This window comes from Bacillus silvicola (assembly GCF_050524305.1).
GTDB classification, from domain to species: domain Bacteria; phylum Bacillota; class Bacilli; order Bacillales; family Bacillaceae_G; genus Bacillus_A; species Bacillus_A cereus_AT.
Genome location: NZ_JBNGVC010000017.1, coordinates 370,897 through 397,169 on the forward strand (window position 1 = coordinate 370,897; position 26,273 = coordinate 397,169).

Genomic DNA, 26,273 nt, shown 5'->3' on the forward strand with positions numbered 1-26,273 from the left:
CAACAATGAATTTTTAGGGATTATAGGAGCGTGTTAAGAATGATCATAACAACAACTAATACTATTCAAGGTAAAGAAATTATTGAGTATGTAGACATCGTAAACGGTGAAGCAATTATGGGCGCAAATATCGTACGTGATATCTTCGCTTCTGTTCGTGATGTTGTCGGTGGCCGTGCTGGTTCATATGAAAGTAAATTAAAAGAAGCACGTGACATTGCAATGGAAGAAATGAAACAACTTGCTACGCAAAAAGGAGCAAATGCAATCGTTGGTATCGATGTAGACTACGAAGTGGTTCGCGATGGAATGTTAATGGTTGCAGTAAGCGGTACAGCTGTACGTGTGTAAATAGATAGAAAAGTCGCATCTCATTGATGAACTGCACATCCAATTGTTAGACACAACTAACAATTGGATGTGCAATTTTTTATAGATAAATATTCTTTAAAAACGAAATTAGATGCATAGATCGCACTCGTTACTAGTAAATTTCCGGTTCTGGTGCAAAAAATCTCTTAAACTTGGACATACTGATAATACTACTCTACAAAAGGTGTGTGATCAGTATGGAAAAGGAGAATTTGTTCAAATGGAAGCATTATCAGCCTGAACTAATCTTATTAACAGTAAGGTGGTACCTACGGTACAATTTGAGCTTTCGTAACCTGGTGGAAATGATGGAGGAAAGAGGATTATCAATTGCTCACACAACGATTATGCGCTGGGTTCATCAATATGGACCTCAATTAGAAGAGAAAGTACGACATCATCTTAAGTCAACAAATGACTCTTGGAGAGTCGATGAAACATATATCAAAGTAAAAGGGCAATCGATGTATTTATATCGTGCAGTCGATTTAGAGGGGTATACAATTGATTTTTATCTAAGTCAATCAAGAGATAAACAAGCAGCCAAGCGCTTTTTCAAGAAAGCCTTGGCTTTTTCGTACGTTTCTAAACCTCGCGTGATAACAGTAGATAAGAATCCTGCCTATCCTGTAGCGATTCAAGAGTTGAAAGAAGAGAAACATATGCCTGAAGGCATACAACTAAGGCAAGTCAGATATCTCAATAATATAGTGGAACAGGATCATCGTTTTATTAAGAAACGCGTGCGTTCTATGTTGGGATTCAAGTCATTTAAAACAGCAACCTCTATATTGAGTGGTGTTGAAGCCATGCATATGATCAAAAAAGAACAGATTGATTTACGGGACCAATCTGTTCAAAATCAGAAAGAATTCATCCATCAATTGTTTGGACTGGTAGCATAAAATACAATTCTGTTAGGGATATATGCACTTTATTCTCTTTTATTTTATTTTTGCACCAGAACCGTTTTGTTGATCAGAACCCAAAGAGACAATTACAACAAATGAAGGAAATTGGAATGGGCATTATATATGAAGAAAAGGTATCAGGTGCTACCCAAGACAAAGCTGAACTTGAAATGAATATATATAATATAATTAATTCTTTTTATTATTTATATTTTTGTTATTTCCTGTTGCAGAATCCTTATATATAATAAGGATTCCTTTTTTGTTGCAAATCCACAAAAAAAAGATAAGATCGGAGAGGATGATCTTATCTTAAGCATAAGGGAAAAACAAGTGACACAAACCATCTTAATTTTTATGATATTATATTTTTTGTTAATTTCCGATATAAAACCCATATTTAACATCTATATCAATATTGAGAAATTTATTACAAAATTAGCTATAAATGACTCAAAATGCGAAAGTAAACTTTCACCCATTAGTTTATTTTCAAATCACCTTAAACATTGACCTCACAACAATTCCCCCGATATTCTCAAAATTAACAAGAAAAGTATACATTCAAAACCCTATAAATAAAAGGTTCAAGAAACCTGTAAACAAAAAAACAATTCATTAATCTAAAAAAGAATACCACCTTTAAAGTGGAGTGACCCCTGTCAAGTAGACAGTATTCAAAAAACACAATTAAGCAACCTGAGTTCTATATTTATATGGACTCAGGTTATTTAGTTTCTTTTGGAACCTGTGGTGATTATAAAAGTATATATATTTGCGCACAGCAAACTTAACCTCATCAGCTGTGCGGAAAGAGTATAGGTGAAAACACTCTGACTTAAAGTGACTGAAGAAGCTTTCTATACAAGCATTGTCCCAACAGTTCCCCTTTCTGGACATACTAGCCTTCATCTGATATTTTTTGAGTAGTTGAGTATATTGACGAGATGTGTACTGGAACCCCTGATCACTATGCAGGAGAATCCCTTTCACGTTTCGTTTTTTTCTTGCCTTTTTAAGTGTGTCTAGTACTAGTTTCAGGTCATTTCTACGGCTAATTTCATAGGCAACAATTTCATTGTTGTATAGGTCTTTAATAGCGGATAAGTACAATCTCTGTCCATTGAAAATCAAATAGGTAATATCTGTTACCCATTTTTCGTTTGGTTTGGAAGCTTGAAAATCCCTGTTCAGATGGTTATCTGAAATCACGTAAGCCTCTTTCTTCCCGTAATAAGGTCGTTTTCTCCTAATAATGGCTTTGATACCTAGTTCACCCATCAACCTTTGTATACGTTTGTGATTAAAATGAAGGTTATAAGTAGCTTTCAGCCAAACTTGTACTCTCCTGTATCCATAAATCCCTTTAAGTTTTTTATGACACTCCAATACCTTCTTTTTTATTTCGGTATCCTCCAATTGTTTTTCAGAAGGCATCAACTGTCGCTTTATCCATTTGTAGTACCCACCTCTAGTTACTCCAGCGATATCACATAGAATGGTAACTGCATAACCTTTTTCTGATAGCCCTTTGATGGCTTCAAACTTCTTCGTTTTTGGTACAGATTCCACTCCTCCTTTTACATCCCTAAGAGCTTTTTTAACATTTCATTCTCCGCTTCTAATCGTTTCATTTTAGCTTCTGGATCTTCTGGATTGGTTTTTGGTCTACCTATACCTGGACCTTTCGTTTTACCACGTTTTTCTTCTAGTCCTTTGATACCTTCAGCTTCAAAGTGTTTCACCCAACGTCTTACTACCGAGTGATCAATTCCTAATTCTTTAGCAACCGTTTTGTATCCCATTCCTTCTTTCAAGTATAAATCTACTGCTTTTTTCTTAAATTCTATATCATAAGTTACTCTAATTTTGCCCATAGAAAAATCCCCTCCATAGTAAACAGATTAATGTGCTTTCTTTTTACTGTCTACTATAAGGGGATCATATCAAAGGCAGTATTCTTTTTTATAATTTCATCTAAACAACTAAATAATTAAATGCCATATATATGGCTAGAAATACACCTACTACTAATTCAAGACCAATAATTATATATGAAACATTTAAATACAAATCTCTTATGCTTCTATATATAAACATAATCCCTAATAAGAAAAATGTAACATATAAAAATTGATCTATGCTAAAAGCTAAAGTACCAGATAGTAAAATTAAAATTAGAAACAGCTTATCTATTGTTTTATAATTAATTATATTTTGTCTTACAAATGATTGCATAAATTCCCTCCTAATATTTTTTCCGAATTATGGATATTACAAGGTCTATTATATCATGAATTTTCTGTTTTTTTACGTTATAAATAAGCTGTTTATATAAGTTTACATAACCCCACTTATCGGTATTCCATGTATCTAGAAAAACCCCCTTCAGTTTACTTACTGAAGGGGGTTCATATTTACATAATTTCCGCTATTGGAAGGTGTATGGATTGTTCTTCATTTACAGGCTTTGATACTGTTTGTTAAAACAGGTAATCCTAATTTTTCGGTTTTGGAATTGGATGGGCGTACTTGAATCTGTACGCCTTTCATTTCTGCCGTAATAATGTCAATTCTCCCCGCCCAAGTAGGATCATCATCCTCTTCAGAAGGATACAGTTTGAATCGCCAACTAATTTTGTCTGGAATGAAGGCAAAACCTTCGTATGTATCGTAATTACCTAAAGTGCTTGGGTCAGGTAGATGTACACCCAGAATGCTTATGTTTGTTCGTGGAAAACTCTCTGTTAACTTCACCTTATAGACCAAAGCAACCCCTTTGGCATTCTTGTCTGCTTTGTTGAGTGGATTTAGTATAACACTACATGGTAAGGATGCTGATGCACTTGCCTGTGCTTGATATGGACTTACAAAAATGGTCATACACATTACTAATGTCACGATAAATTGTCTCATAAGTTCCTCCAAAGGCTTTTTAAGTTAGTTTGCCTTTACAGGATTTTAATTATGAAACAGCACAACAAACGTGACGAGTAGACTGTATAGAATATTCAGGATGGTTTAACATAACGTCCTATTATTGGTAGCAAGGACATGGCAGAATCCTAATCTCACAAGGAATCCGCCTTTCTCTTTTTCTATGATACTATGCATTTTTTTATACATTCCTATTTTAGCGCGCCTTTTGGCCTCCCGATAGTTCCCTATGTCTCCCGATTTTTCGCATAAAATCTTGCATGCTTTTAGCGTGGTTTTTTTCCGAAATACTGGCGGTAACCCTAAATAACGTATACAGTAAAACACCGAGTACCCAGCTTACAAACAGTAGATAACCCGCTCCATTTTCTGAATAAAAAATAATATCAATTCGGTGATTTTAATGTGGTAATATATATTGAACTCTTTAAGAAGTTATTTTTCATCTTAGTATTTAGGAGGATTTATGAGTAATCAAAATAATAATGAAACCCCGAATAAAACAGCGGTCTTAGTAATAATTCTAGGACTGTTTTTACCACTTTTCCTACCTGCATTTTTAATGCTAGCATTAGGAAAATGGATGCCAGATGAAATTGTATATCCTGGAGCAATGTCATTATTCCTTTTATCTATCGGATTATTCCTCGTTGCGACTATTTTTACTAAGATTTTAAGTGTATGTGGACTGACTGAGAAAAAATTAGACGAGTTGGGATTTTTAGGATTTACAATTTCAGTAGCTACATCATTCTTAGCTACTTATGTTGGATATTTTGGAATCGCAAAAATCGGATTAACTTCGGTACAGTTATCACCTCATGGTATTTTAATTGTAGCTATTGTGTCCACAATCATTTTAACTATTTTATTAAAAGTACTGGAAAAATTCGATACTGATACAAATATATAATATATAAACATAAGACCACCGATTTAATGAATCGGTGGTTTTTATCTAAATAAAAGATATCGAACGAATTCGTTCGATTGATTCTACAGAAAGAATAGCGTATTTTTTCATTTTAGGGATATTTTGATTTGTTGATTTGATAGCCTGATAGCGATGGGGCGGAACCACATATCAATCAAGCTTAAATTAATTGTTTCTTCCTTTTATTTTTTTTATTCTTTAATTTTAAATCGTGAAATTAAGCCTTCTAATTCTGTATTTTTTTTCCTTATTTGCATGGATTGATTTGTTATTTCTGTAATGGCTGATGCTTGAGTTTGAATGGCTTGTACGGTTTAATTTGTATCTTTCGCTACTCTTGTAGAAGTTTCTGATACTACTGATAGTGAAGCGTTAATTTCTTCAGTTCCAGCAGACATTTCTTCTGTTATAGCTGATACTTCTTGGATTTGACGCGTTATCTTATGAATGTCTTTCATGATTGTTGAAAAGGCTTCGTCTGCTTCATTAGCAGCATTTCTTCCTTTGGATAGCTTCTTCGTGTCCTTTTCTCATGATTTGAACAGTATCTTTTGTATCTTGCTGGATCGATTTAATTAAATCATTAATTTCATTTGCGGATTGCTTGGATTGTTCAGCTAAATCTCTCACTTCAGCTGCAACAACTGCAAATCCTTTTCCATTTTCTCCTGCACGTGCTGCTTGGATTGCAGCATTTAAAGCAAGCAGATTTGTTTGTTCCGCAATATTTGTAATCGCGTCTAAAGCTTTATCTATATGCTGTGTACGCATAATAAGACGTTCTATCACCGTAGATGTTTCTTCAACAACTGCATGCACATTATTCATTTGAGTAATAGATTGCTTGATTACTTTACTACCATTATTTACACGATCTGTTGTAGCGACAGATACTTCAGCAACAGTTGCTGCTGATTCAGCTACTGATTGAACTCTATTTGTTAGGTCATTCATCGCTGTTGAACTTTCATGAATATTAGTAACTTGTCCTTCTATTTGTTTATTTACTTCATTAATTGTTAAAACAGCTTCGTTAGATATTTTAGATGCCTGTTTTGTATTCTGCAACATACTGTCAGTAAAGGAGATAACTTCGTATGTCGTTACTTGTATTTTCTCAATTAAATGTTGTAAATTATCTAACATGTTATTAAAAGAGGTAACAATAGCTCCTAATTCATCATTTGCTTGATAGGAAGTACGTATTACTAAATTTCCATCTGCTACTTGTTTTATATCATGCTGTAATAAAGTAATTGGACGTTGAATAGCTGTTTTAATGACATATCCAATACATATAATAATTGCAGTCCCCAAAACTGAAATAAGAATATAAGTCATTATTGCAGTTTTGGCGCTGCTAGCATTTTGTTCCTGTAATTGTTCTGCTTGGTTTCTATTAGAATTAGCGAATTCTTGAATAGAATTAATTGATTTTTGCATAGCAGGCTTAACTTCTTTTAAATAATAAGCATAAGCCTCTTCGTTTTTGTTTTGCATTGATAAATTTTGTGCTTCTTTCATTTTCGGTCTTAACTCGCCGAAATTTGCTTTGAAATTTTCATATAATTTCTTTTCTTGTTGGGAGCTTAACGTTGATTCTAAACTTTTTATTAACTTGTCATTTTCTTCACGTATTTTAGACAGATTATTTGCCAACTCTTTGTTTCTATTTTCATCTGTTGTAACCATTAAATAATTTATGATTTTCATAAAAAAAATATAGTGATATTTTGTCGAGAATTGTACTATTTTGATATTTCATAGTAATATTTTGTCGTGAGTTATACCTGACGGCAAATAATTTATGAATCTATAAAGGAACAATGTAAAAATTTATCATTTAATCTAATCAAAAGGAGAAGGTAATGAATAATTCCATCGACATACAACACTTGTGTGATCTCGCACATAAAGCCTTTAATGTACCTGTTCATATTTTATCTACAGACAAAAAAATTCTATATCATTCTATTTCTGATGATGTTTGTAGTCCATTTTATTCTTCTAAAGAAGAACATCTTAGTGACATTTATCAAGGAAATGATCCCAATAACTTCCCACTTTTCAGATGTAACAGTTATCTTGAAAATTTCGTCCTAATTCATATAGCAAATCATGATTATGTAAAAGGGACTATTATAATCGGTCCCACTATACATCCAAAGGGCTCAGGTGATATAACCTTTAAAATTCGGAAAGAATTTAACTCAAGTAATAAAATTCAAGAAAGACTTGCCTATTATCAGTGCCTACCCGAGATTAAAAAAACTACTTTAATTGATATCGGAATCTTATTACATTACATGATTTTCAATGAAAAATTAGATGTAGATATCGTTTTAGAAAAAAATAAATTGCTAGAGGAAGTTCCCTATAAAATTGTGAAACCTGATTTATATATTTTAAAACGCCAACAAAATAATCCTGAAACTCACAACACGGCATTAGTACATAATTATTTTTTAGCAATCAAAGAAGGAAATAAAGAAAAGTTGTTACAATATATGTATGCAATTCCAAAAGAAGGTGATGGGGTTATTTTAGCAGCAGATCCACTCAGAAACCAAAAGGTTCTTGGAATTATTGCGATTACTCTAGCTACTCGATATGCGATAGATGGTAACCTTCCATCAGATATTGCTTTTTCTCTTAGTCTTTTGTATATACAAACCATTGAACAACTAGATAACGTTGACTCTGTAAAGCGATTGTCAGGAGACGCTTTACGTACTTTTGCAGATCGTGTGAAAGAATACAATGCGCAAAAGTATTCAAAAGCGATTACTGCATGCCTGAATCATATTAGAAAAAATGTTTACAATGAAATATCTCTCAATAAACTCGCTGATCATTTGGCGATTACCCCTACTTATTTATCTAAATTATTTAAAAAAGAAGTGGGAATTCCTTTAAGTGAATATATTCAAAGGGAACGAGTAGAAGAAGCAAAAAAATTATTAACACTAACTACATATCCAGTATTAGATATTTTCACTTTGCTTAACTTTCATGACCAAAGTTATTTTATAAGGGTTTTTAAAAAAATTACAAACATGACTCCTAGACAGTATCGTGAAAAATATACCGTAATATAAGCTTGGTATCTGTTTCTGGTACAAAAACTTTAATATACGTGTAAGTAATCTCTAAAACTTGGGCATACTGTTTCTATTACTCTAGAAAGGGTACGTGATTTGGTGAAAATGATGGAGAAACGGGGTTTATCCATTTCTTATACAATTATTATGCGTAGCGTTCATCAGTATGGTTCTGAATTGGACAAATGAATCTGATTTCACCTCAAACCAATGACTCTTGAAGAGTCCATGAAACATGTATTAAAGTAAAAGGGCAATGGATATATTTATATCATGGTGTTAATTTGAAAGGAAATGCAAACCATTTTTTTCAAGCGAAACAAGAAACCAGAAGGCTGCAAAGCGCTTTTTCAAGAAAGCTTTGCGGCCTTTTCATGTTTTAAAACTTCTTGTTATAACGGATCGATAAGAATCCATTTTATTATCTTCATGTCAAGTATTGAGGTGGTTGGAATGAATTGTATTTCAGAGGTTTTTTATGACTATATAAAGATGTTTTTGAATAATATGGTAAATTAAGTATTTATTTATAGTAATATCGGGAATTATTCTATAAAACTTAATAATATAACATATATTACTTGATATATCCACATTTCATGCAATTATGCATACCTAAATAAAGGTAAAAAAGTATAAGTAATACCATTAAATTATTCTATAAGTATTTTTCTAAAATAAAAACTAACCCCCTCTAAATTAATATAGTTATTTTTTCATTGGATATATTAAGTTGTAATCATTATAATTACTACAATAGAATTCATCATTAATTTTATTAGTATAATATCCTCTCACTCATATTAAGAATGTAACAATAAAATCATCAAATACATAAGATAAAATTCTACTATATACGACAAAATTTTACTATATACGCAGCGGGAATTTAATGTTTTAATAAATAACATAACTGGTAGGACCATTAAGAAAGGAGCAAATTACACTAAATAGGAGTTTAGTAAAGTTGCAAGTAACATTATGTCGGTTTAAACTTTCTTAATATTCAGTCACTTTAAAAAGGATCTCGAATCACAAAAGTATCATATTTGTACAAAATTGGTTTTAAGTTTCTACATAGCAAAAGTGATTTTATTTCGCAATAAAAGTATAAGCAATGTACAGTATAATTTCATCTTTTGTAATCTTGTAGGGATTTTACCGGCAAAACTAGGGGGAAATATTATGAAATCAATATCAAAAAAAGTCATGGCAGGGTTAGGTGTAGGAGCAATGAGTCTATCTATCTGGGCTCCTTCAAGTCAAGCAGCAGCTCCAGCGAATAATGAATATCATACTATTCATTTGGCAGCTAATACAAACATAGCTTGGGATGTATATAAAGGATGGCAATCTGATGATGCAGGTATTGTTCTATGGGATGGAGCCCGTGGTGACAATGAACAATTTGTATTTTTCCCACTTGATGGAGGAGCATATGCAATCGTAAATAAAAATAGTGGAAAACCTGTAGGGATTGGTAGTGCTATCATTGGTAGTGATGGTGTTCGTAATTTCCCCTCTTTCAATAATGAGGGTTTGCGACAAACGAGTTGGACTGGTGCCCCTAATGAACAATGGTATTTACGAGACAAGGGAAATAATAATTTTGAAATTGTAAACCAAGGATCTGGGAAAGTTGCATCTTGGGCGGGGGTTGAAATGTATGGATATAAAGATTATGTAGATTTGGATGAATCAAATCCTTCTGATAACGACAGGTTATTTAACATTCCAGCTGCTCGCAGTACTTTTTCATTACCAACCTTACCAACTGTAGGAACTAGACCAAATGCTCCAGATTATAATACAAGTGGGGCTATTGATCAACAATTACCTCAAACGTCAAATTCTGTTGTTGTTGGGGCATCTTTAATACCATCTATCATGGTAAAGGATAATGGTGCGAGTGATTATACAAAAATACACAATTCACCATATTATGTCTTAGTAAAAGAAGAATATTGGGAGAAAGTACGCTCAGAAATTATTCCTGCTGGTGCCACTAGTAAATATACAGTTAAATCAGGTGTAAGTGAGATAGATCAAAAAAAGATGTCTGATACACTTGCAATGAGCTTTGGATCAGACTTAGGATTGAAATTTGGAGAATCATCTCTTTCAATTAAATCGAGTGTTTCAAGAACAATACAAACAGAAGTTACTAAAACTTCTACGAATGCAACGGAAGAAACAGAGGAAAAGAGTATTCCAAGTATACCTGGTAAAAACACAGGATTTACAGCATATCAACTGGTAACAAAATATACATTAAAGAGAACAGATGGTTCAGTTGTTACAGATCCTTCGATTGTAAGAGACAGTAAGCAAACAATAGCAAGAACAATAGCTAAATAAATAAGAAACATATTGCAATATATGTCAACAGTACCTGGACAAGCAAAGCGAAGTGATGGAGCCTCCTCTAAAAATGAGGGGGTTTTCCTTGTTGCAATTATTTGTTTACTTCAAATGATAAAATAATTAATTCTCTTCCTATTAAATATTCTTCCCTTGCTATATTTAATAGGAAGAAATGTGAAACCAACAGGAAATCAAAATCAATTACATTCATTCAGCGAAAAGACTTTAATGGAACGAATTGAAAAGGAAAGGATGATTTATATGAAGAAAAGGAATAATTTTATGTTCCAAAAACCGATGAAAGTACTTGCGACATCTGCTATTTTGGCAACTACACTATTTACACCTACTTTAACAAATAGCTTGACAGCTCAAGCTGAAACGGTGTCATCCAATCTAGAAATATTCAATCTAGAAACATTGAACCAAAAGACAGATCAGGCAATTGCAAATGGTAATTTTGAGGGTCATTTGAGTTATCTCAGTGCGTATCTGAATGTAAAGATTGGAAATATCACTGGAGCGGGTTTACAAAATAAGCTTGCAGACCCAGCATTTTCAGCAGCTTTGGCTCAGTGGCAATTGATCTCACAAACAGGTGCTGCAGCAATGAATACATTCGCTAAAAAAGATGCTGAGCATCAGAAATTTCTTAGCTGGACTATGAAAAATACAGATGTGATGAATACATACCTTGAAGGTGGCAGTCCCACAGGAAACAATCCTGTAAATGCACTTGAGATATGGAATACAATATGGAATGCGGATGCAGATTCTCACCAAGGGTTGTATTTAAAATTAGCTATAGCTACATCGTTAGCTCATGCTGAACCTATAAAATATTGGACAAACAATAAACCTATTAATCCGTTAACGAGGTATCAACATTATAAATCAGCAGATCAAAATAATGAATTACTTCCTTGCTTTAGAACATATGATGTTTGGCATTTAAGATTAGTAGTGAATACTTGGTCACCAGAAGAAGATTTAACTTGGGCAAGAAAAATGATTAATACGGAACATCCCGAATTGAAAAGTCAAGATAAGATAGGAACAAGTGCATATTTGATTCAGTATGTAACAAACAACAAAGATGGAGTTAGCGTTCAAGCTGGAAATGATGCATTCTATGGTTCAGGTTGGAATCTTTCCTCAATTTACAGAAATGGTGCGGTATGCGGTGGTATTTCAAAGTTTGGTGTGCAAGTAAGTCAAGCCTTTGGTGTGGCAGCCATGCCTGTTACACAGCCTGGACATTGTGCACTCATATGGAATGACAAACCATCTTCTTGGAATTTAGGAAATGATATATTTGGATGGGGAGAATCGGGCCGTGATGATGTAACTGTTATTCCTTGGTCAGATAATAGTTTGAAAAATCAAGTACCGAACATATTATTATTTGAAAATGCTGGACGTGATTCAGTAAAACTAGATCAATCAGAGCGATTACGCTGGTTAGCGAAAGCGATATCTTCATCAGCTAAGAAAAGTGCAATTTATAAAACAGCTACTAATATTCTACCAATTAATGTTTTAGTATGGAAAGATTACGTTTCTCTCATGTTACAAAATCCAAATGTAACAGATGCTGAGTGGCAAGAATTAAATAACAGTATCGTTTCTTCTTTTGCTAATGAACCAAGACCGATGATGGATCTTCTTGCTCAAATAAAAAGCCATGTTCTGAATACAAGTGATAGAGCTAAGCTTCAGCAATATACTTTAAATATATTAAATGCATTCTCGACAATAACGAATGTCAATGAGAAACAAGTAGCTAATAATATAAAAGCCCAAATGCCAAGTTTAGGATTGTGCCTTGCTACGTTTAGTTTTGATGGAGCAAATGCAGGGAAATTAATGGGAATAAAAACTGATACGGAATACAGTATTGATGGTGGAAAAACGTATAAAGCTGCTACAAGCAATGATATGCTTCTGAGCAATGAAGAAATCTCAGCAATCAATTCAACAGATGGTATTTTAACAAGAGTGATTGGAACAGAGCAGCCTTTATTAATTCCAATTGGAAAAGCTGGTAAAGTTAATGTTTATGCAAATGATGATGAGAACTCAGTTTTTGGTCTAGACGGTACGATGGAATTCAGCATCGATCAAGGTTCACATTGGACAAAATATAATCCAGCTGCTCCTAATTTACCGAATTTAACAGGAAATGTTACGTTAACAGTTAGAAAATTTGCTACTGGTTTAAATCCAGCAGGTGATGCTGTTAACTTAAAGTTTACTGATACTTCTGTAGCAGGATTAATACCGCGCCAAAACTTATCAATTGCAGGTTTCTCAAGTCAGCAAGATTCAGATGGTAATGCTGCTACAAATGCAATTGATGGAAACCCTGCAACAATGTGGCATACGTTTTGGAATGGAAGCGATAAGGCTCCATACATTACGCTAAAGCTTAATGAAGTTACTAATATATCACAATTAACTTATGTTCCAAGACAAGGTGGCAATCCTAATGGTAACATAACTAGTTATAATATATACACAAGTATGGATGGAATTAACTTTACAAAAGTTGCAACTGGAACGTGGGAAGATAATAATCTTACAAAGAATGCAAGTTTCAGTAAAGTAAATGCTCAGTATGTAAAGCTTGAAGTTGTATCAGGACACGGTGGATTTGCTTCAGCTTCAGAAATAAAGTTATATAAAAACTAATTGAAAGATGAATGGGGACTGTAGCAAAAATATTTTATATGTTTGCTACAGTCTATTTTTTATGTGCTCAAAACAATGATTTATGCGTATCAGATTTTGTAGAAGTAAAAATTGCCAGAGTAATAAAATCAGCATCGTCTTTAGGAGCACTTTAGTGTTGCTTTGAAATAAAGTTTAATCAAACTTTATTCAAAATCCACAAGATCCCTCAAATTTCATTCAATCTGCTATTCTTATAAATATAAAATGGAAAAATAATATAAATTCACAATAATTTCATGGGGATTTTTCGTATCAAAAGGTACACCTTTTGGAACTATCAAAACCACATAGAAATTCAGTTCCAAAACCTCAAAAATCTATTTTTGGAACGTTTCTAAAATATATATACCTTTTGGAACTATTTTGTTATAATATGTATTATAAAACATTAAGTGAAGGAGATTTTGACACCTTGAATAACAGAAAATTCGGATATATCCGTGTAAGTAGTAAAGATCAAAATGAAGGTAGACAGCTAGAAGCGATGAAACAAGTTGGTATTGATGAAAGGGATATTTTCCTTGATAAGCAATCTGGTAAAGATTTTAATCGTCAAAAATATCAACTTGTAAAAATGATGTTACGAAAAGGGGACATTTTATATGTACAATCCCTGGATCGTTTCGGAAGAAACAAGGAAGCTATTTTAAAGGAATGGAGGGATATTACCAAAAATATAAAAGCACATATTGTTGTAATTGATATGCCTTTATTAGATACAACAAAGTATCAGGACAACTTAGGAAATCTTATTACAGACCTAATACTTCAAATTCTTTCTTGGCTCGCTGAAGAAGAGCGATCCAAGATAAAAGTTCGACAACAAGAAGGAATACATCTGGCTAAAAAACAAGGAAAACATCTCGGAAGACCGAAGGCAGAAATTACAGATGAATTTATCACTGCTTATAACGCTTGGAAAACAGGTACGATAACCGCTGTTGAGGCAATGAAACAAGCGAATCTAGCAAAAACTACATTTTACCGACTTGTAAAGAAATATGAAGAAAATTTGAAAAGCAACTGAATCATACTATTTAAGGGGGATATTATGAAAAAAATTTGTCATCACCAATAAATGCAATCGAGATATAGTCGATATACGTTTAATTTATTTTAGAGTTAGATACACGTATACAAATCCCAATTTACGAGGTCTAAAAATGAAAAAATTTATTCTAAAAACTCTTTTTAAAAAAGAATTATCCTTAATCCATAATAACTACCAACGGCAAGTATTGCTTATTAAAGATGAATTTGAAACTAAAATAAACAAACTAAAAAAAACATATGACATACCAAAAGAAATTTTTTATAAGTATCCACAAGCTGAAATTATTGGCATTGAAAAAAATAAGAAAAATGATGAAGTATTTGTATTTAGAGAACCAATCGGAAGGTCTTTTGAGATTAAATTGTATGCACGAAGATCCAATTATAATTACCAAATTCCTACACTTTTTGCAACTCTCCATAACAATTCACCTCAAGAACTTGACTATATATGGATAGGAAATATAACGAGTCCGAAAGAAAACATTGGGAACGGCTCTATTACAATGAAATATCTTATTAAAATGGCTAAAAAAATGAAAGTTTCACACATTTCTGGGTGGCTATCACCAGTAGACAGAGACCGTTTCGATAAATTAGAACATTTTTATAAAAAATTTGGTTTTGAGGTGAACTTTAATTGCGACAGAACAGAAGGCAGTATAAAAATGATAATAGATAACTAAACCCTAATAATATTTTTTATAAGTACAATATTTCGTAAAAAAGACGTCTACTTTCTATTTAACATGCAATTGGTATTTTCTGTCTTATTCTTTTTTTTCGGGGGATGGATAAAGTTATCCTAAATGGAAATTTTGTGTTTATTTAGCACCGAAATTCATTTTTATCGTTTTGGAGGCGTTTATTTTTCTTAAGTTGATGGGTATGTGGTGCTACCCCACATCCATCAACTTAAGGTATATTTTTATACAAAACGCGGTCTTTTCGCGTATTATTTTATTATCGTTTATAGATGTTATAAAAGTAGACATATCAAATAAACCCTGACGGGTTTGAATTTTTTTACTATGCTACCTGATGAGTAGAAGTGGTATACTCATACACAACACCCAAAATATCAAAGACTGTCTTTTTCTCGTATCGATGAGATTTTCGTCCGTTGCGCTGTAGGAGGTTAAACAGACGAAGGAGAACCTTTGATAGCTCTTGGGTGTTTTTGTGTAATGCTTGGTGAAAAATAATCTTTAATTATGTACATCGCTTTATATTCACTTAGTTCTTTCTGTTTCTTACGTAACAGGAGTTCTCTCATCTTAAACATTGTAGAAGAACATAATAGGATACTGGTTCTGGTGCAAAAAATATAACACTTGTGCAATGAATCTGTAAATCTTGGACATACTGATACTATTACTCTATAAAAGGGTGTGTGATCAGTATGAAAAAGGAAACTTTGTTTAAATGGAAGCACTATCAGCCAGATATTATTCTATTAACTGTACGTTGGTACCTACGGTACAATCTTAGTTTTCGTGATTTGGTAGAAATGATGGAGGAAAGAGGACTATCCTTGGCTCATACAACGATTATGCGGTGGGTCCATCAATATGGGCCGGAGTTAGATAAGCGAATTCGACGTCATCTCCAACAAACGAATGACTCCTGGAGAGTAGATGAAATGTACATAAAAGTAAAAGGACAATGGATGTACCTATATCGTGCCGTTGATTCTGAAGGGAACACGATTGATTTTTATCTCAGTAAATCTAGAAACCATAAGGCTGCAAAGCGATTCTTCAAGAAGGCTTTGCGGTCTTTTCATGTTTCAAAACCTCGTGCAATCACAGATGATAAAAATCCCGCCTATCCCATTGCTATCAGCCGGTTGAAGAAAGAGAAAAAAATGCCGTTAGGCATTCAAATCAGACAGATAAATTTCTAAATAACATCGTAGAGCAAGACCATCGTTTCATTAAAAAACGTATACGCTCTATGTTAGGACTTAAATCTTTTCGCACAGCTACATTTATTCTTGCAGGAGTAGAAGCCATGCATATGATAAAAAAAGAACAGATTGATTTACGGAATCAGTCTGTTCAAAATCAAAAACAATTCATTCATCAATTATTTGGATTAACAGCGTAAAGAACGATTCCGGTAGGAATCCTCATTGTTTTTTTGAATGTATCCTTTATTTGCACCAGAACCATAATATGTACCTCCAGTTGTGAATTTATCATAGAAGGAGTAGGTGTTCGAGATTACAAGAATTACTGAGCATAGAGTAGAAATTACTAATGAACCGAAACTTCTCATGATGGTCACCTCAATTCTAAAAGTTATGACTTTAAATATAATTATATATATATATAATTATTCACAAAGGGATCACGGTATATGTCGAAAAAATAAGAATTATGAAATTTTTGTTGATTTATGTCGTTTTTTAATGCTATACTCATAACAACAAAGAAAGAGAAAATAAAAACCCTTATCTAGTAAGTAATCAGAATTTTTAGTTTCCTTAGATTGTTTTACTTCTTGTACCGTAGAAGTTTGTGCATCTTTTTTCACTCTTTCTTTGTTTTACCCTATAAAAGAAAACAACCTGTTTTTATACAGGTTGTTTTCTTTTATAAAAATTTAATTTGTTGTTTTTATAACGGTTGGGATTACTCTTTTAAAATTAAGAGGTTCTTTTTTTGATGTTGATTATTTTTGTTCTAAAATACGTTCAACCTCATCTATTCCTAATTTACTGGCTTTAGCAATCGTTTCAAGTGGTACACCAAGTTCATGCATACCTTTAATCATCTGTATTTTTCCTTGCTGAACCCCTTCTTGAATTCCTTCTTTTTTTCCCTCATTACGAGCATGAGCAAACTTTGCAGCCTCATCCATTAAGGCCTTTTCTCTTGCTTCATATGCTTGTCGGAAAGAAGAATCTTGACTCATACGTTCCCACTTATTCATTGCTTTTTGTAAAATCGGATCTTGGTTCATGGCAATGTCCTCCAATGTTTGTGTGAGATACTCATCTTCATTCGCTGGTAATAATAATAACCAACGAACAAACGAATCTTCCCACGGATTAACTTTCTCTTCGCGCCATTGCTGTAGTAACTTTGGAATCTCTACAATATGAACTTCTATATCGTCACTTAATAACTTTTGATGTTGCTGATTCCAAAGGATTCCTGTTGTATGAAACGCTTCATATTCTGGAAACATCACAAAGTTTAACAAGTTTATGGTAATTGTTTTGTGAAGTGAGCTATAAGGCATTCCTTTTTGCAATTGAGAGGTGTATAACCTTCCCCAATAATACAAGCTGCGTTTGATCATATCGTGATTATTATTCAATTGTATTTCTACATTTACCTTTGTTCCTGTATTTAATGTAGCCGAAATATCTAAAATCGATAATTTATCTTCTTCATATTCTCGATGCAAATGTGGATCTTCTAATTGTAGGGAAACAATAGGTGATTCTAAAGAATCTTTTAATATGGCATTTAAAAAGGCAACTAAAATATCTTCATTCCCATTTGTGCCAAATAACTGCTTAAATGCAAAATCGATACGTAAATTTACTAATGAATTGGACATGGTTTTCCTCTTCCTGTTTCAGACTATATATTTACCTTTATTGTACATAAAACTAAAGTCCATATGCAAACAATCCCCTATGATTTATATAGGGATATAAGTCTTTCTCTTAAAGGAAGGGTTCTTTTTTACAATGTGAAACTGTTTGTTAAGAAAATCTTAAGAAGCTCCCCCGCTTTTTATTAAGAAATGCTCTTTATACTTGGAAATGTGTTAAAGGTCATTCTTATTTAAACGTGAACTACTCGCCACTTAGCAAAGCTTGAAGTGGGAGCTTCTCAGTTCCACGACGAAAGTAACCTTTCGTCTCCCTGAGCGTTACTTAGGGGTGTTCCACCCCTAGATGTCCAACGCTTGGACGCTCTTTTGGTACGGTTGATATTTTACACAGGAACCGAATGGATTGGTTTTCGCACTCTATTTTCTTCCTGCAACCTCATATATCAAGTTATCAAAGAACTTCATATAGCTAGTTTATCAAAAGTTTTTGGCGATGCCAAACCGATATTCACCTCCCACCTACCGTTGGTCTACGCCCTTCACACGCTTGAGGAAGGAGAATTCTTTCGGGGAATTCGTTAAAAAATGAATAAAATCACACTTAATCATATAAGAAAAAGAGAGGTGGAAATGAAAGATGAAAAAAGCATTGATTGCAGTTTCAGGATTAGTTGTTGTAGGAGGTGGATTATTAACTTATGCAGGAGGAGATATAGTAGATAGATTTAATCCGTTAGTGAAAGAAAAAGATGTGTATGTCCTTACAAAAGGGGAAGCACAACCACATGGAGCGTAGCTAAATGTCACAATGAAAAGGTAAAGGAAAACATAATATTCATAACCAACTAGCACTACAGGTTAATTATATTTGTTATTTTATACCTTTGTATTTTTATATATATTATTATTTAATTAAATTCAAACATATATTGTTATTGTATGGAGGTATTATATGAATTTTATCAATTCTACATTAGGAAGTTTAAGTATTATTAGTATAATAATAATTTTATTGGTTCCTATTTTGTTGAATTTAGGTTATTTTGTTTTGTATAAACGAATATATAAAGGGAAATATTCATTTGAAAAAAAACAAATTGTTTTGATTACACTATTGATAGGATATTACCTTATTGTATTAGCTGGAACTTTATTTGGTCGTGAAAATATTATTCGGCCTGAAGGGATAATTAATTTTGATATTTTACGTGGATATAGAGTTGCTTGGAATAATTTTTCACTTGTTTCTTTTCAAGATATTATTATAAATATTGCTTTACTTTTTCCAGTAGGATTTTTGTTACCCTTAATTAGTAATTTCTTTAAAAAAGCAGGGGCAGTATTATTAGTCGTATTTAGTACAAGTTTTTTTATTGAAATAATTCAATTTGTAACAAATATTGGACGTATAGATATATCCGATGTATTACATAACACCTTAGGAGGTATGCTTGGATATTGTATAAGTAATTTATTGATTGTTTTTTTAGATAAACAATCAGTACCATTTAAACAAATTGTTAAATGTATATATTTACCAGTGATAGTTTGTTTATTACCATTGGGAATTATTATCTCTTACAAAATGCAAGAATTTGGTAATTTACCTATTAACCCAGAAACTAAAATGGATATGTCTGATATTACTATGAAAACAACTATATCATTAGATGCAGATTCTAAAAAAATGCCTGTTTATAAATTTAAGAAAAATTCTTCAGAACAAATAAAGATTAAAGATATAGAAATTATTTCTTCAAAAGAAGCATTCCAAAAATTAAAACGTGGAGAATTTTTACCTCTAGAATCTTTAAAAAAAGGAGATATAATAACTATTACAAAATGTACATTATCATCTTATTCAGATACAAAAGATTTCCAACAGCCTGTATATCAATTTGAAGGAATAATAAATGGTAAACAAGAGGCTTTATACTATATTGCTGCAAAAAAATAAAAGTGTAAATTATTCTAATACAAAAAAGAGTATTCCTATCTAAAAAAGTAGGGATACTTTTTTTTGTAGAACTTTTCCATAGATTTTTTATATAAGGTTAAGTTTAAAAAAAGGAAAGGATCCAAGTATCACTGAGAACTTTTATTTTGGATTTTAAAATGTCTTATTTCGTTTTAAGTCAAAAAATATGGGTAATTATGTTGTGATTATTAGAAGATAATTTAAAGCGTCTGTCAACGGTACCAGACCGAAGGGAGGATAAGGAGTTGATCAGATTCACTATTCTTAAGACCCTCTTGTTGTGTCAAAACGGTTTGTTATTTAAAGGTGAATCTGGTGTAGAAGGTAATAATGCTAGAGCATCTGTAATCTTTGTAAATCCTCACATTTCTTATTCTCTATATAAGGGCTTTTCTCCATACAAGGAACGGAGAGTATTTTTTGAGAATCCCACTCAAAAAATCTTCCTCCTTTCTCCTTGCATTCCGAAATTCGGCGGGGGTTGGTATATCGCCAAGCCGAACAGACCAAAAACGAGGACTTAGGTTGCTCGACTTGGATTAGCAATTGTACCTGCCGAACCGCCTTGAACTATCGTTCAAAAATTTCACTTATGCTATATAAAGTTACGTTAAATTCTTGGGGGCTAGCCCCAAAACCCCCAGCCAGCCTCCAACCCAAAAACAAAGGGTAGCCCAATCATAAAACTCACATACTCTCCAGATATAATCCATATTAACTACAGATTTTTGCTTTATGTTTAATATAATTTCAAACAAGGAGGTAGTAAAAATGTTTAAAACATTATTAGCAGGAGCACTTTTAAGTACAGGGTTATTAACTGGTGGAGCAGGTGCAGTACCAGATAATAAAGAAGAAACATCTATCAAAGATAAAGTACAATATGCTATTCCGAATCAAGATAAAGATGGAAATATAACGTATAAAGAAATTGATAAAAGTGAACTTCCAAAAGATGTACAAGTACAATCAACAGAGGGTGTAGAAACAGATAAAAAAGAAGAACCATCTATCACAGATAAAGTAAAATTTGTTATTGAAGATAAGGATAAAGATGGAAATATAACGTATAAAGAAATTGATGAAAGTGAACTTCCAAAGGATGTACAAGTAATACAATCAACAGAGGATTTAATCAACAAAGGATTTAAAGAACAAAAATAGCAAACTTAATTAAGAAAGCGAAATTTCGAGAGTTAGAATGACTGCGTTTGGAGTATAATTTAGAAAATATTGATTTGATTTTTTCTGATGAGAGTAACAAAATGTTACTCTCTTTAATTTTGCTTATGAATAAATATTCTTATTAAGTTAACATAGCGCACGAAAACGGAAGTTAATACCTTTATAGTTTTAGGGATTGTTTCCAAGCGTTACTTTATACAGGAAACTTTTTTTCTCAACAGAAGCAGTTAATACATCAATACCGGTACTCCGAACTTGAAATGCGGGAATCCAGTAAAAGGTTTTGCCATCGTATTTTATAATCTGATGGTTCATATCTTCCATTTCTTTAATTTTTCCTTGGAATGCTTGTATTGGGTGACCAGCAAAAAATATAGTAGTACGGATGGCACGAATTGGCGTGCTGTGTAAATAAATGTATAACGATGAGGACATGAAAAGGATTAAGATTATATAGAGCGTTTTCTTTCTCAATTAATTTTCTCCTTTTTCCTTATTATACCATTTAGAGAGTATGATATGTTGTGGAATTTAGGTTGTATATCCTATACATGTTTGGTTAACATAACGTCTCATTATCGGTAGCAAGGAAAAAGGCGGCCCCTTACTCTCATAGGGAATCCGCCTTTTTTTGTTCTATGGATCTTTTCAATTTTTTATACATTCCTATCTTGGCGCGGTTTTAGGGTTCTCGATTGTTGTTGGATCAACCAAAAAACTGTATTAAATCTTGCATGCTCCTAGGGGTCACTATATATGAACACTACGTATTTGACTTTCTCAATGACCAACATTACTTAATGTGGTAAAATAGTATTCGGATGGGAATCCAATGTTATTAAAATTAAAGTGGTTATCAAGTCGGAGGAAGGCACCTTAGGGTGTCTTTTCTTTTTAAAATATATAAGCGCACCATCCCTTTCCTAATAGAGGCCCCCCTCATGCCTCCTTACAGGGAGAATGATACGGCATTTTTTATTTACCCAATTACCGAGCTCTCAAATGTTTGAAATAGTTACAATACATGTATTGCTTCAATAACATATGATCATTCTTAAGAATGTCATTGAAATGTACCAATAGATTCTAGTGCAGCAAAATAAATTGTGCTATGATGTGAGCAAATATAAAGTTATCTAACGGAGGGATTCACATGCCGCATGTTGTGTTTCGTGGAATTACTACTGAACAATTAAAACGTATAAGCAAGCCATTAGTAGAAGAGCTCGCAGAGATTTGTGAGTGTGGTACGGATAATTTTACGTTGGAACTACCAAGTTCTACGTTTGTATTCAATGGAGAAGAAATAGAAGCGTTTCCTCTTATTGAAGTGAAATGGTTCGAGCGTGGACAGGAAATTCGTGATCGATTTGCCAAGGCTATTACTACATATGTAATGGATTTTGGACTTCCAGAAGTAGAGGTTGTATTTACTGTTTTCACAGAATCAGCGTATTATATTAACGGGAAGCATTGTGCAAGTTAGAGCTATTTGAAAGATTTTTGTAACATTTATAAGGGGTAGTACCACATCGCTATCAACTTAAGAATTTTATAACACCCCAAAAAAAATGTACATTTTCACATGAAGATGTCAATTCTCTCGTTTTGATGGTATTTGTATTTCTTAGCTTGATAGCGATGGAGCGTGCCCCTCTTTTAGAACAAAAAAATAGGATTCCCCTGGCCAGGAGAATCCTATTATATACCTTAAAATTATAAAAATTAATTATAGCATAAATGAATTATTATATCAAGTAAAAATCACTGATCACAGCTTTTTTCGTACAAATATTGATACCTAGCAAGCGTTAAATGGATAAAAAGACTTTTCTTTAAGTGGCTCAAAAAAGAAGGAATTCTTGCCGTACACCCCTTTTTGAATTCCGTTTCTATAACTTGGGAATCCCATGATTATGGAAAAATTCTATAATTCTACTTATTTGAATGCTTTTTCGATGGGATATTCCGCTGCAACTCATTAATAAATTTATAAGTTAATGGAGCTTTTTCTTCTAACTCAGCCTTCGTGTCTGGACCAGCATAAAAATAGGCAAAGGCTTCGGCGAAATATTCTTCCTTGTAATCGAAATATGGATTGTCATTAAAATCATCATGCTCCAAAGCGTGAATTTCAGTAAACTCATCCGAATAACTAATATTGTCAAATACATAACGATCAATGGAATGGGCTGTTTCATGCAGCTCAAGGCTTACAGAATTATGCATCTTTTTATAGCTGTAACCGATTCGAGCAACAACTGTTTGCCCACCTGCACCTGGCACATCATCCCACGTATATGGAGTATGTTCCCATCCCCTTGGAACGGTTCCCCTTAAATATTCATACTCCGGCAAATCAGTAAGAGGGAAATTAATCAGTTTAACCCGAACTCCCTGTTTATGCATGGTGATTAATATATTAGTTGGGATGCTCCAGAGACGATCAACCATATTTTGGGTCTCTTCATGATCAAATTCACCCTTTGTTTCAACCGTCACAACCCTTTCAAGAACATTGTTCATTTTAAGGGATTGGGTAGTTCCGGATTCTCCAAATGCAGCAGTAGAAAATGAGAATGTTAAAACTGTGGTCAATAATAACGCGGAAAATGCTTTTTTCAATAAAATCTTTTTCATAAGCTCCTCCTAAATTTAGTATATTATAGTTAATTATTCGAAAATTAATTCTTTTTCCCTTTATGGGGTACGACACATGCCCATAAACTTAAGAAAACAAATCCACCCTAAAACGAAAAAATGAGCTTTTTTATTACAAATTAGGACAAAATCTCGTTCTGGGAAAGTTGTATTTTCTTAGCTTGATAGCAATGTGACGCTACCCCAAAAAAGACGATTCCCTTGTGAGAGTAGGGATTCGTCTTTTTCTTCGCTACCGATAATGAGACGTTATGCTAACTGATCATGTATACAATATACAACTAAAATCATACAACATATCGCCTCTCTCAAATGGTAAAATAGGGAAAAAGGATGTAATAAATAATGCCTTTAGAAACCACTATTTATCACATAGGAGTTACCGAAAAATAGAGATGAAAAAGAAAAGAAAAAAATAAGGATATAGTGATCGAGAATTCGCAAAAGTAGATTATAACAAGAAGGCAGAGTTAACTATGGTTTTAAAATAAAGTCTTGATGTTTATAAAAAAGATACGATGCTCTATCCCTTTAGGTGGTTATCTAAAGGGGTATTTTTATACTAAAAAGGAAAAGAACATCTGAATTGAAGGATAGACTAGGGAACTGTTGTGTGGCAATAAGTTATTCCTTTAAAGGATGCTATTATTAGACATTCTCGAAAAAAATGTACAAGAAAAGTATTTCCTATCAGAGGAAAAATTGAACAAAATCGTATTTAAATAACAGGAAATATTAATTCTAGTGGTTGGAGAAGGGGTGGAGAGATGTGTAATTCTATGGGGATATCCCCTACGATTACATGAAAAGATGATCCCAGGGTTTTACTTCCTAATAAAAAGGCAGCTTAATTAGAAATGAATTAAATGGAGAGTGTAAATGATGAAAAGCTATAAAATCCATATTAAAGAAGCTACAAAAAAAGAATATGCAGTAGCTGAAGTGGGGGATAGTGTTAATTATTCTGTTCCAGGGAGTAAAACTAGAAGGGGAAGAGGAGGGAAAGGTGTTGCTCAGACATCAGATACTGCTTGTAATCAGGCTGATTAACAAGGGATCCTACCACACCGCTATCAAGCTAAGAAAAACAAATGCCCATCGACCTATGATTTCAAAGTAACTCCATAAAGAAAATTTTATGGAGCAATAAATTAATTAATTTGATGGTGATGGGAGAAATCAAGAAAGATTTATAAAAACAGTACAGATTTCGCGATGTGGGAAAGCCCCTATCGGACTTTAGTCCGCTTTTAGGCATGAGATGAAAGTATCGCTTTTTCATAGAAAAACAGTTGTGCTTTGATTAGACTTGTACGATAGACAAGCACAAGTCTTTAAAACGCCTATGTGTTCCTTGAAAACAAGATATCATATGGAGTTCGATAGCCGAATTCACGCTATCGGTAAAATGATAGGTGTCGTCAAGAACAAGACGCTAAAACATATGAACACGCAACGGTCTGTACGGTATGGTGATAGTACCGTAGCTCACGAACCTATACGGTCTGTCGTGAGAGTGGTGATGGCACACCGCAATCTTGCACGTCAGTGATACCAGAAATGAAATTTGCCTTTGGTAGCAAGAATCCCACTGACGTTTGTCAGCCTGCCCCTTTAGGGGTGGGAGTGTCAAAGTTGGTCAAGTACATGAACTAGACGTCTTATTATTTCCGCAGACTGTTTGAGTTGTTCCGCATCAAAATCTGAAAGGGTCGCATTAAGAATATGATTTAGTTTTTTCTCTCTTTCTAAATGACAATTTAAACCACTAGGTGTAAGTCGGATGTTGACAATTCTACGGTCGTTATTTGAACGAACACGCTCAACGTAGCCAGCCTGTTGCAATCCATTGATTAATTGGGTAACACCCGCGGCGGTAGTTTCTGCTCGATCAGCTAAATCTTTGACTGATAATTCACCTTCCTCAGCTAATACTTTAAGGGTTCGGGCATGGACCATTGAAACACCTCCTAATGTACGAGTAGCTCGCCCTCTTAAACGTCCATCGGCTGCAGTCAGGCTATATATAGCTTGACTAAGTACATCTATTGTAGTTAATTTATTTGCAGAATTTGTCATAAAATCACCACTCCCTCATTAGTTAAGTACTTAATTATATAAAAATAACATTAACATATAGAGAAGAATAGAGTCAAATTAAGTGGGAATTTACTGTCCTTTTTTCAAGCGATAGTATATCTCATTATCTGGAGTCATCTTATGAAAAGATAGAATACGTGAACTACTCGCCACTTAGCAAAGCTTGAAGCGGGAGCTTCTCAGTTCCACGATGAAAGTAACCTTTCGTCTCCCTGAGCGTTACTTCGGGTGTTCCACCCCTAGATGTCCAACCATTGGACGCTCTCTTGGTACAGTTGATATTTTACGCTGGAACCGAATGGCTTGGTTTTCGTACCCTATTTTCTTCCTGCAACCTCATATATCAGGTTATCAAAGAATTTCATATAGCT

Annotated in this window: 22 protein-coding genes and 4 pseudogenes; 15 read left to right on the forward strand and 11 right to left on the reverse strand. The window is 33.3% G+C overall.

Annotation, left to right across the window (positions count from 1 at the left end; translation table 11 throughout):
* Positions 1-39: 39 nt before the first annotated feature.
* Together ACP6L7_RS33280 and ACP6L7_RS33285 are read left to right on the forward strand one after the other, a co-directional pair.
* Complete coding sequence (locus tag ACP6L7_RS33280) at positions 40-351, forward strand: heavy metal-binding domain-containing protein (protein WP_002175272.1); 312 nt, start codon at positions 40-42, stop codon at positions 349-351.
* A gap of 218 nt (positions 352-569) precedes the next feature.
* On the forward strand, positions 570-1,277 hold the full coding sequence (locus tag ACP6L7_RS33285) for an IS6 family transposase (protein WP_098361730.1): 708 nt from the start codon (positions 570-572) through the stop codon (positions 1,275-1,277).
* 696 nt (positions 1,278-1,973) lie between these two features.
* Here the strand turns inward: ACP6L7_RS33285 and ACP6L7_RS33290 are convergent.
* From ACP6L7_RS33290 to ACP6L7_RS33305, 4 genes are all read right to left on the reverse strand, one after another.
* Complete coding sequence (locus ACP6L7_RS33290) at positions 1,974-2,855, reverse strand: IS3 family transposase (protein WP_430528867.1); 882 nt, start codon at positions 2,853-2,855, stop codon at positions 1,974-1,976.
* A gap of 8 nt (positions 2,856-2,863) precedes the next feature.
* Entirely contained in the window at positions 2,864-3,160 is a 297-nt protein-coding gene (locus tag ACP6L7_RS33295; RefSeq protein ID WP_000516528.1) for a transposase, read from the reverse strand.
* Between the two features lie 100 nt (positions 3,161-3,260).
* Positions 3,261-3,521, reverse strand: coding sequence for a hypothetical protein (locus ACP6L7_RS33300; RefSeq protein ID WP_003209860.1), 261 nt, complete (start codon positions 3,519-3,521; stop codon positions 3,261-3,263).
* A gap of 219 nt (positions 3,522-3,740) precedes the next feature.
* The gene (locus ACP6L7_RS33305) at positions 3,741-4,199 is read right to left on the reverse strand and encodes a YoqH family protein (protein WP_048517272.1); all 459 of its coding nucleotides are present in this window, start codon (positions 4,197-4,199) and stop codon (positions 3,741-3,743) included.
* A 487-nt stretch (positions 4,200-4,686) separates the two neighbouring features.
* Here ACP6L7_RS33305 and ACP6L7_RS33310 point away from each other — a divergent pair, with 487 nt between their 5' ends.
* Positions 4,687-5,133 carry an epimerase gene (locus ACP6L7_RS33310; protein WP_097833302.1) on the forward strand — a complete coding sequence of 149 codons (447 nt, stop codon included), beginning with the start codon at positions 4,687-4,689 and terminating at the stop codon, positions 5,131-5,133.
* Between the two features lie 335 nt (positions 5,134-5,468).
* On the opposite strand, the gene ACP6L7_RS33315 is transcribed toward ACP6L7_RS33310, so the two are convergent.
* Together ACP6L7_RS33315 and ACP6L7_RS33320 are read right to left on the reverse strand one after the other, a co-directional pair.
* Positions 5,469-5,612: a hypothetical protein gene (locus tag ACP6L7_RS33315; protein ID WP_373605120.1), complete on the reverse strand. Its 144-nt coding sequence runs from the start codon at positions 5,610-5,612 to the stop codon at positions 5,469-5,471.
* A gap of 96 nt (positions 5,613-5,708) precedes the next feature.
* Positions 5,709-6,867, reverse strand: a pseudogene (locus ACP6L7_RS33320) (HAMP domain-containing methyl-accepting chemotaxis protein); the annotation flags it as partial.
* 155 nt (positions 6,868-7,022) lie between these two features.
* On the opposite strand from ACP6L7_RS33320, the gene ACP6L7_RS33325 reads away from it, so the two are divergent.
* The 6 genes from ACP6L7_RS33325 (at position 7,023) to ACP6L7_RS33350 (ending at position 15,091) form a co-directional block, all read left to right on the forward strand.
* The gene (locus ACP6L7_RS33325) at positions 7,023-8,252 is read left to right on the forward strand and encodes a helix-turn-helix domain-containing protein (RefSeq protein ID WP_097833301.1); all 1,230 of its coding nucleotides are present in this window, start codon (positions 7,023-7,025) and stop codon (positions 8,250-8,252) included.
* Between the two features lie 263 nt (positions 8,253-8,515).
* On the forward strand, positions 8,516-8,638 hold the full coding sequence (locus ACP6L7_RS33330) for a hypothetical protein (RefSeq protein WP_430529744.1): 123 nt from the start codon (positions 8,516-8,518) through the stop codon (positions 8,636-8,638).
* A gap of 802 nt (positions 8,639-9,440) precedes the next feature.
* Entirely contained in the window at positions 9,441-10,613 is a 1,173-nt protein-coding gene (locus ACP6L7_RS33335; protein WP_097833300.1) for an RICIN domain-containing protein, read from the forward strand.
* Between the two features lie 234 nt (positions 10,614-10,847).
* Complete coding sequence (locus ACP6L7_RS33340; protein WP_430529745.1) at positions 10,848-13,310, forward strand: discoidin domain-containing protein; 2,463 nt, start codon at positions 10,848-10,850, stop codon at positions 13,308-13,310.
* A 454-nt stretch (positions 13,311-13,764) separates the two neighbouring features.
* Positions 13,765-14,379, forward strand: a complete 615-nt coding sequence (locus ACP6L7_RS33345; RefSeq protein WP_097833299.1) for a recombinase family protein — start codon at positions 13,765-13,767, stop codon at positions 14,377-14,379.
* A gap of 136 nt (positions 14,380-14,515) precedes the next feature.
* Complete coding sequence (locus ACP6L7_RS33350) at positions 14,516-15,091, forward strand: hypothetical protein (RefSeq protein WP_097833298.1); 576 nt, start codon at positions 14,516-14,518, stop codon at positions 15,089-15,091.
* Positions 15,092-15,434: 343 nt separating this feature from the next.
* Here ACP6L7_RS33350 and ACP6L7_RS33355 read toward each other — a convergent pair.
* A pseudogene (locus tag ACP6L7_RS33355) lies at positions 15,435-15,717 on the reverse strand (IS4 family transposase); the annotation flags it as partial.
* Between the two features lie 84 nt (positions 15,718-15,801).
* On the opposite strand from ACP6L7_RS33355, the pseudogene ACP6L7_RS33360 reads away from it, so the two are divergent.
* A pseudogene (locus ACP6L7_RS33360) lies at positions 15,802-16,514 on the forward strand (IS6 family transposase).
* A 567-nt stretch (positions 16,515-17,081) separates the two neighbouring features.
* On the opposite strand, the gene ACP6L7_RS33365 reads toward ACP6L7_RS33360, so the two are convergent.
* Positions 17,082-17,978 (reverse strand): Rpn family recombination-promoting nuclease/putative transposase, encoded by an 897-nt coding sequence (locus ACP6L7_RS33365; RefSeq protein WP_097833296.1) that lies wholly within the window; start codon positions 17,976-17,978, stop codon positions 17,082-17,084.
* 637 nt (positions 17,979-18,615) lie between these two features.
* On the opposite strand from ACP6L7_RS33365, the gene ACP6L7_RS33370 reads away from it, so the two are divergent.
* From ACP6L7_RS33370 to ACP6L7_RS33380, 3 genes are all read left to right on the forward strand, one after another.
* On the forward strand, positions 18,616-18,774 hold the full coding sequence (locus ACP6L7_RS33370) for a hypothetical protein (protein ID WP_016097120.1): 159 nt from the start codon (positions 18,616-18,618) through the stop codon (positions 18,772-18,774).
* A gap of 156 nt (positions 18,775-18,930) precedes the next feature.
* On the forward strand, positions 18,931-19,935 hold the full coding sequence (locus ACP6L7_RS33375) for a VanZ family protein (protein ID WP_097833294.1): 1,005 nt from the start codon (positions 18,931-18,933) through the stop codon (positions 19,933-19,935).
* Between the two features lie 792 nt (positions 19,936-20,727).
* Positions 20,728-21,120: a hypothetical protein gene (locus ACP6L7_RS33380; RefSeq protein WP_097833292.1), complete on the forward strand. Its 393-nt coding sequence runs from the start codon at positions 20,728-20,730 to the stop codon at positions 21,118-21,120.
* Between the two features lie 189 nt (positions 21,121-21,309).
* On the opposite strand, the gene ACP6L7_RS33385 is transcribed toward ACP6L7_RS33380, so the two are convergent.
* Positions 21,310-21,615: a hypothetical protein gene (locus ACP6L7_RS33385; protein ID WP_001227991.1), complete on the reverse strand. Its 306-nt coding sequence runs from the start codon at positions 21,613-21,615 to the stop codon at positions 21,310-21,312.
* A gap of 679 nt (positions 21,616-22,294) precedes the next feature.
* Between ACP6L7_RS33385 and ACP6L7_RS33390 the strand changes: the two genes are divergently transcribed.
* Positions 22,295-22,627 (forward strand): DUF1904 family protein, encoded by a 333-nt coding sequence (locus ACP6L7_RS33390; protein WP_001120967.1) that lies wholly within the window; start codon positions 22,295-22,297, stop codon positions 22,625-22,627.
* Positions 22,628-23,076: 449 nt separating this feature from the next.
* Here the strand turns inward: ACP6L7_RS33390 and ACP6L7_RS33395 are convergent, their stop codons facing one another.
* Positions 23,077-23,781, reverse strand: coding sequence for an anthrax toxin lethal factor-related metalloendopeptidase (locus ACP6L7_RS33395; RefSeq protein ID WP_097832690.1), 705 nt, complete (start codon positions 23,779-23,781; stop codon positions 23,077-23,079).
* 903 nt (positions 23,782-24,684) lie between these two features.
* Between ACP6L7_RS33395 and ACP6L7_RS33400 the strand changes: the two are divergent.
* Positions 24,685-24,846 (forward strand): annotated as a pseudogene (locus ACP6L7_RS33400) (DNA cytosine methyltransferase); the annotation flags it as partial.
* A 585-nt stretch (positions 24,847-25,431) separates the two neighbouring features.
* Here ACP6L7_RS33400 and ACP6L7_RS33405 read toward each other — a convergent pair.
* Positions 25,432-25,881 (reverse strand): MarR family winged helix-turn-helix transcriptional regulator, encoded by a 450-nt coding sequence (locus ACP6L7_RS33405; RefSeq protein WP_430529723.1) that lies wholly within the window; start codon positions 25,879-25,881, stop codon positions 25,432-25,434.
* Between the last annotated feature and the right edge of the window lie 392 nt (positions 25,882-26,273).

Bases quoted from the DNA above. Each gene is read 5' to 3' on its own strand.
- ACP6L7_RS33285 (WP_098361730.1), top strand. From the start codon at position 570: ATGGAAAAGGAGAATTTGTTCAAATGGAAGCATTATCAGCCTGAACTA.
- ACP6L7_RS33365 (WP_097833296.1), bottom strand. From the start codon at position 17,978: ATGTCCAATTCATTAGTAAATTTACGTATCGATTTTGCATTTAAGCAG.
- ACP6L7_RS33340 (WP_430529745.1), top strand. From the start codon at position 10,848: ATGGAACGAATTGAAAAGGAAAGGATGATTTATATGAAGAAAAGGAAT.
- ACP6L7_RS33390 (WP_001120967.1), top strand. From the start codon at position 22,295: ATGCCGCATGTTGTGTTTCGTGGAATTACTACTGAACAATTAAAACGT.
- ACP6L7_RS33300 (WP_003209860.1), bottom strand. From the start codon at position 3,521: ATGCAATCATTTGTAAGACAAAATATAATTAATTATAAAACAATAGAT.
- ACP6L7_RS33280 (WP_002175272.1), top strand. From the start codon at position 40: ATGATCATAACAACAACTAATACTATTCAAGGTAAAGAAATTATTGAG.
- ACP6L7_RS33305 (WP_048517272.1), bottom strand. From the start codon at position 4,199: ATGAGACAATTTATCGTGACATTAGTAATGTGTATGACCATTTTTGTA.
- ACP6L7_RS33325 (WP_097833301.1), top strand. From the start codon at position 7,023: ATGAATAATTCCATCGACATACAACACTTGTGTGATCTCGCACATAAA.
- ACP6L7_RS33395 (WP_097832690.1), bottom strand. From the start codon at position 23,781: ATGAAAAAGATTTTATTGAAAAAAGCATTTTCCGCGTTATTATTGACC.
- ACP6L7_RS33370 (WP_016097120.1), top strand. From the start codon at position 18,616: ATGAAAAAAGCATTGATTGCAGTTTCAGGATTAGTTGTTGTAGGAGGT.
- ACP6L7_RS33315 (WP_373605120.1), bottom strand. From the start codon at position 5,612: ATGAAAGACATTCATAAGATAACGCGTCAAATCCAAGAAGTATCAGCT.
- ACP6L7_RS33405 (WP_430529723.1), bottom strand. From the start codon at position 25,881: ATGACAAATTCTGCAAATAAATTAACTACAATAGATGTACTTAGTCAA.
- ACP6L7_RS33310 (WP_097833302.1), top strand. From the start codon at position 4,687: ATGAGTAATCAAAATAATAATGAAACCCCGAATAAAACAGCGGTCTTA.
- ACP6L7_RS33335 (WP_097833300.1), top strand. From the start codon at position 9,441: ATGAAATCAATATCAAAAAAAGTCATGGCAGGGTTAGGTGTAGGAGCA.
- ACP6L7_RS33295 (WP_000516528.1), bottom strand. From the start codon at position 3,160: ATGGGCAAAATTAGAGTAACTTATGATATAGAATTTAAGAAAAAAGCA.
- ACP6L7_RS33350 (WP_097833298.1), top strand. From the start codon at position 14,516: ATGAAAAAATTTATTCTAAAAACTCTTTTTAAAAAAGAATTATCCTTA.
- ACP6L7_RS33380 (WP_097833292.1), top strand. From the start codon at position 20,728: ATGTTTAAAACATTATTAGCAGGAGCACTTTTAAGTACAGGGTTATTA.
- ACP6L7_RS33375 (WP_097833294.1), top strand. From the start codon at position 18,931: ATGAATTTTATCAATTCTACATTAGGAAGTTTAAGTATTATTAGTATA.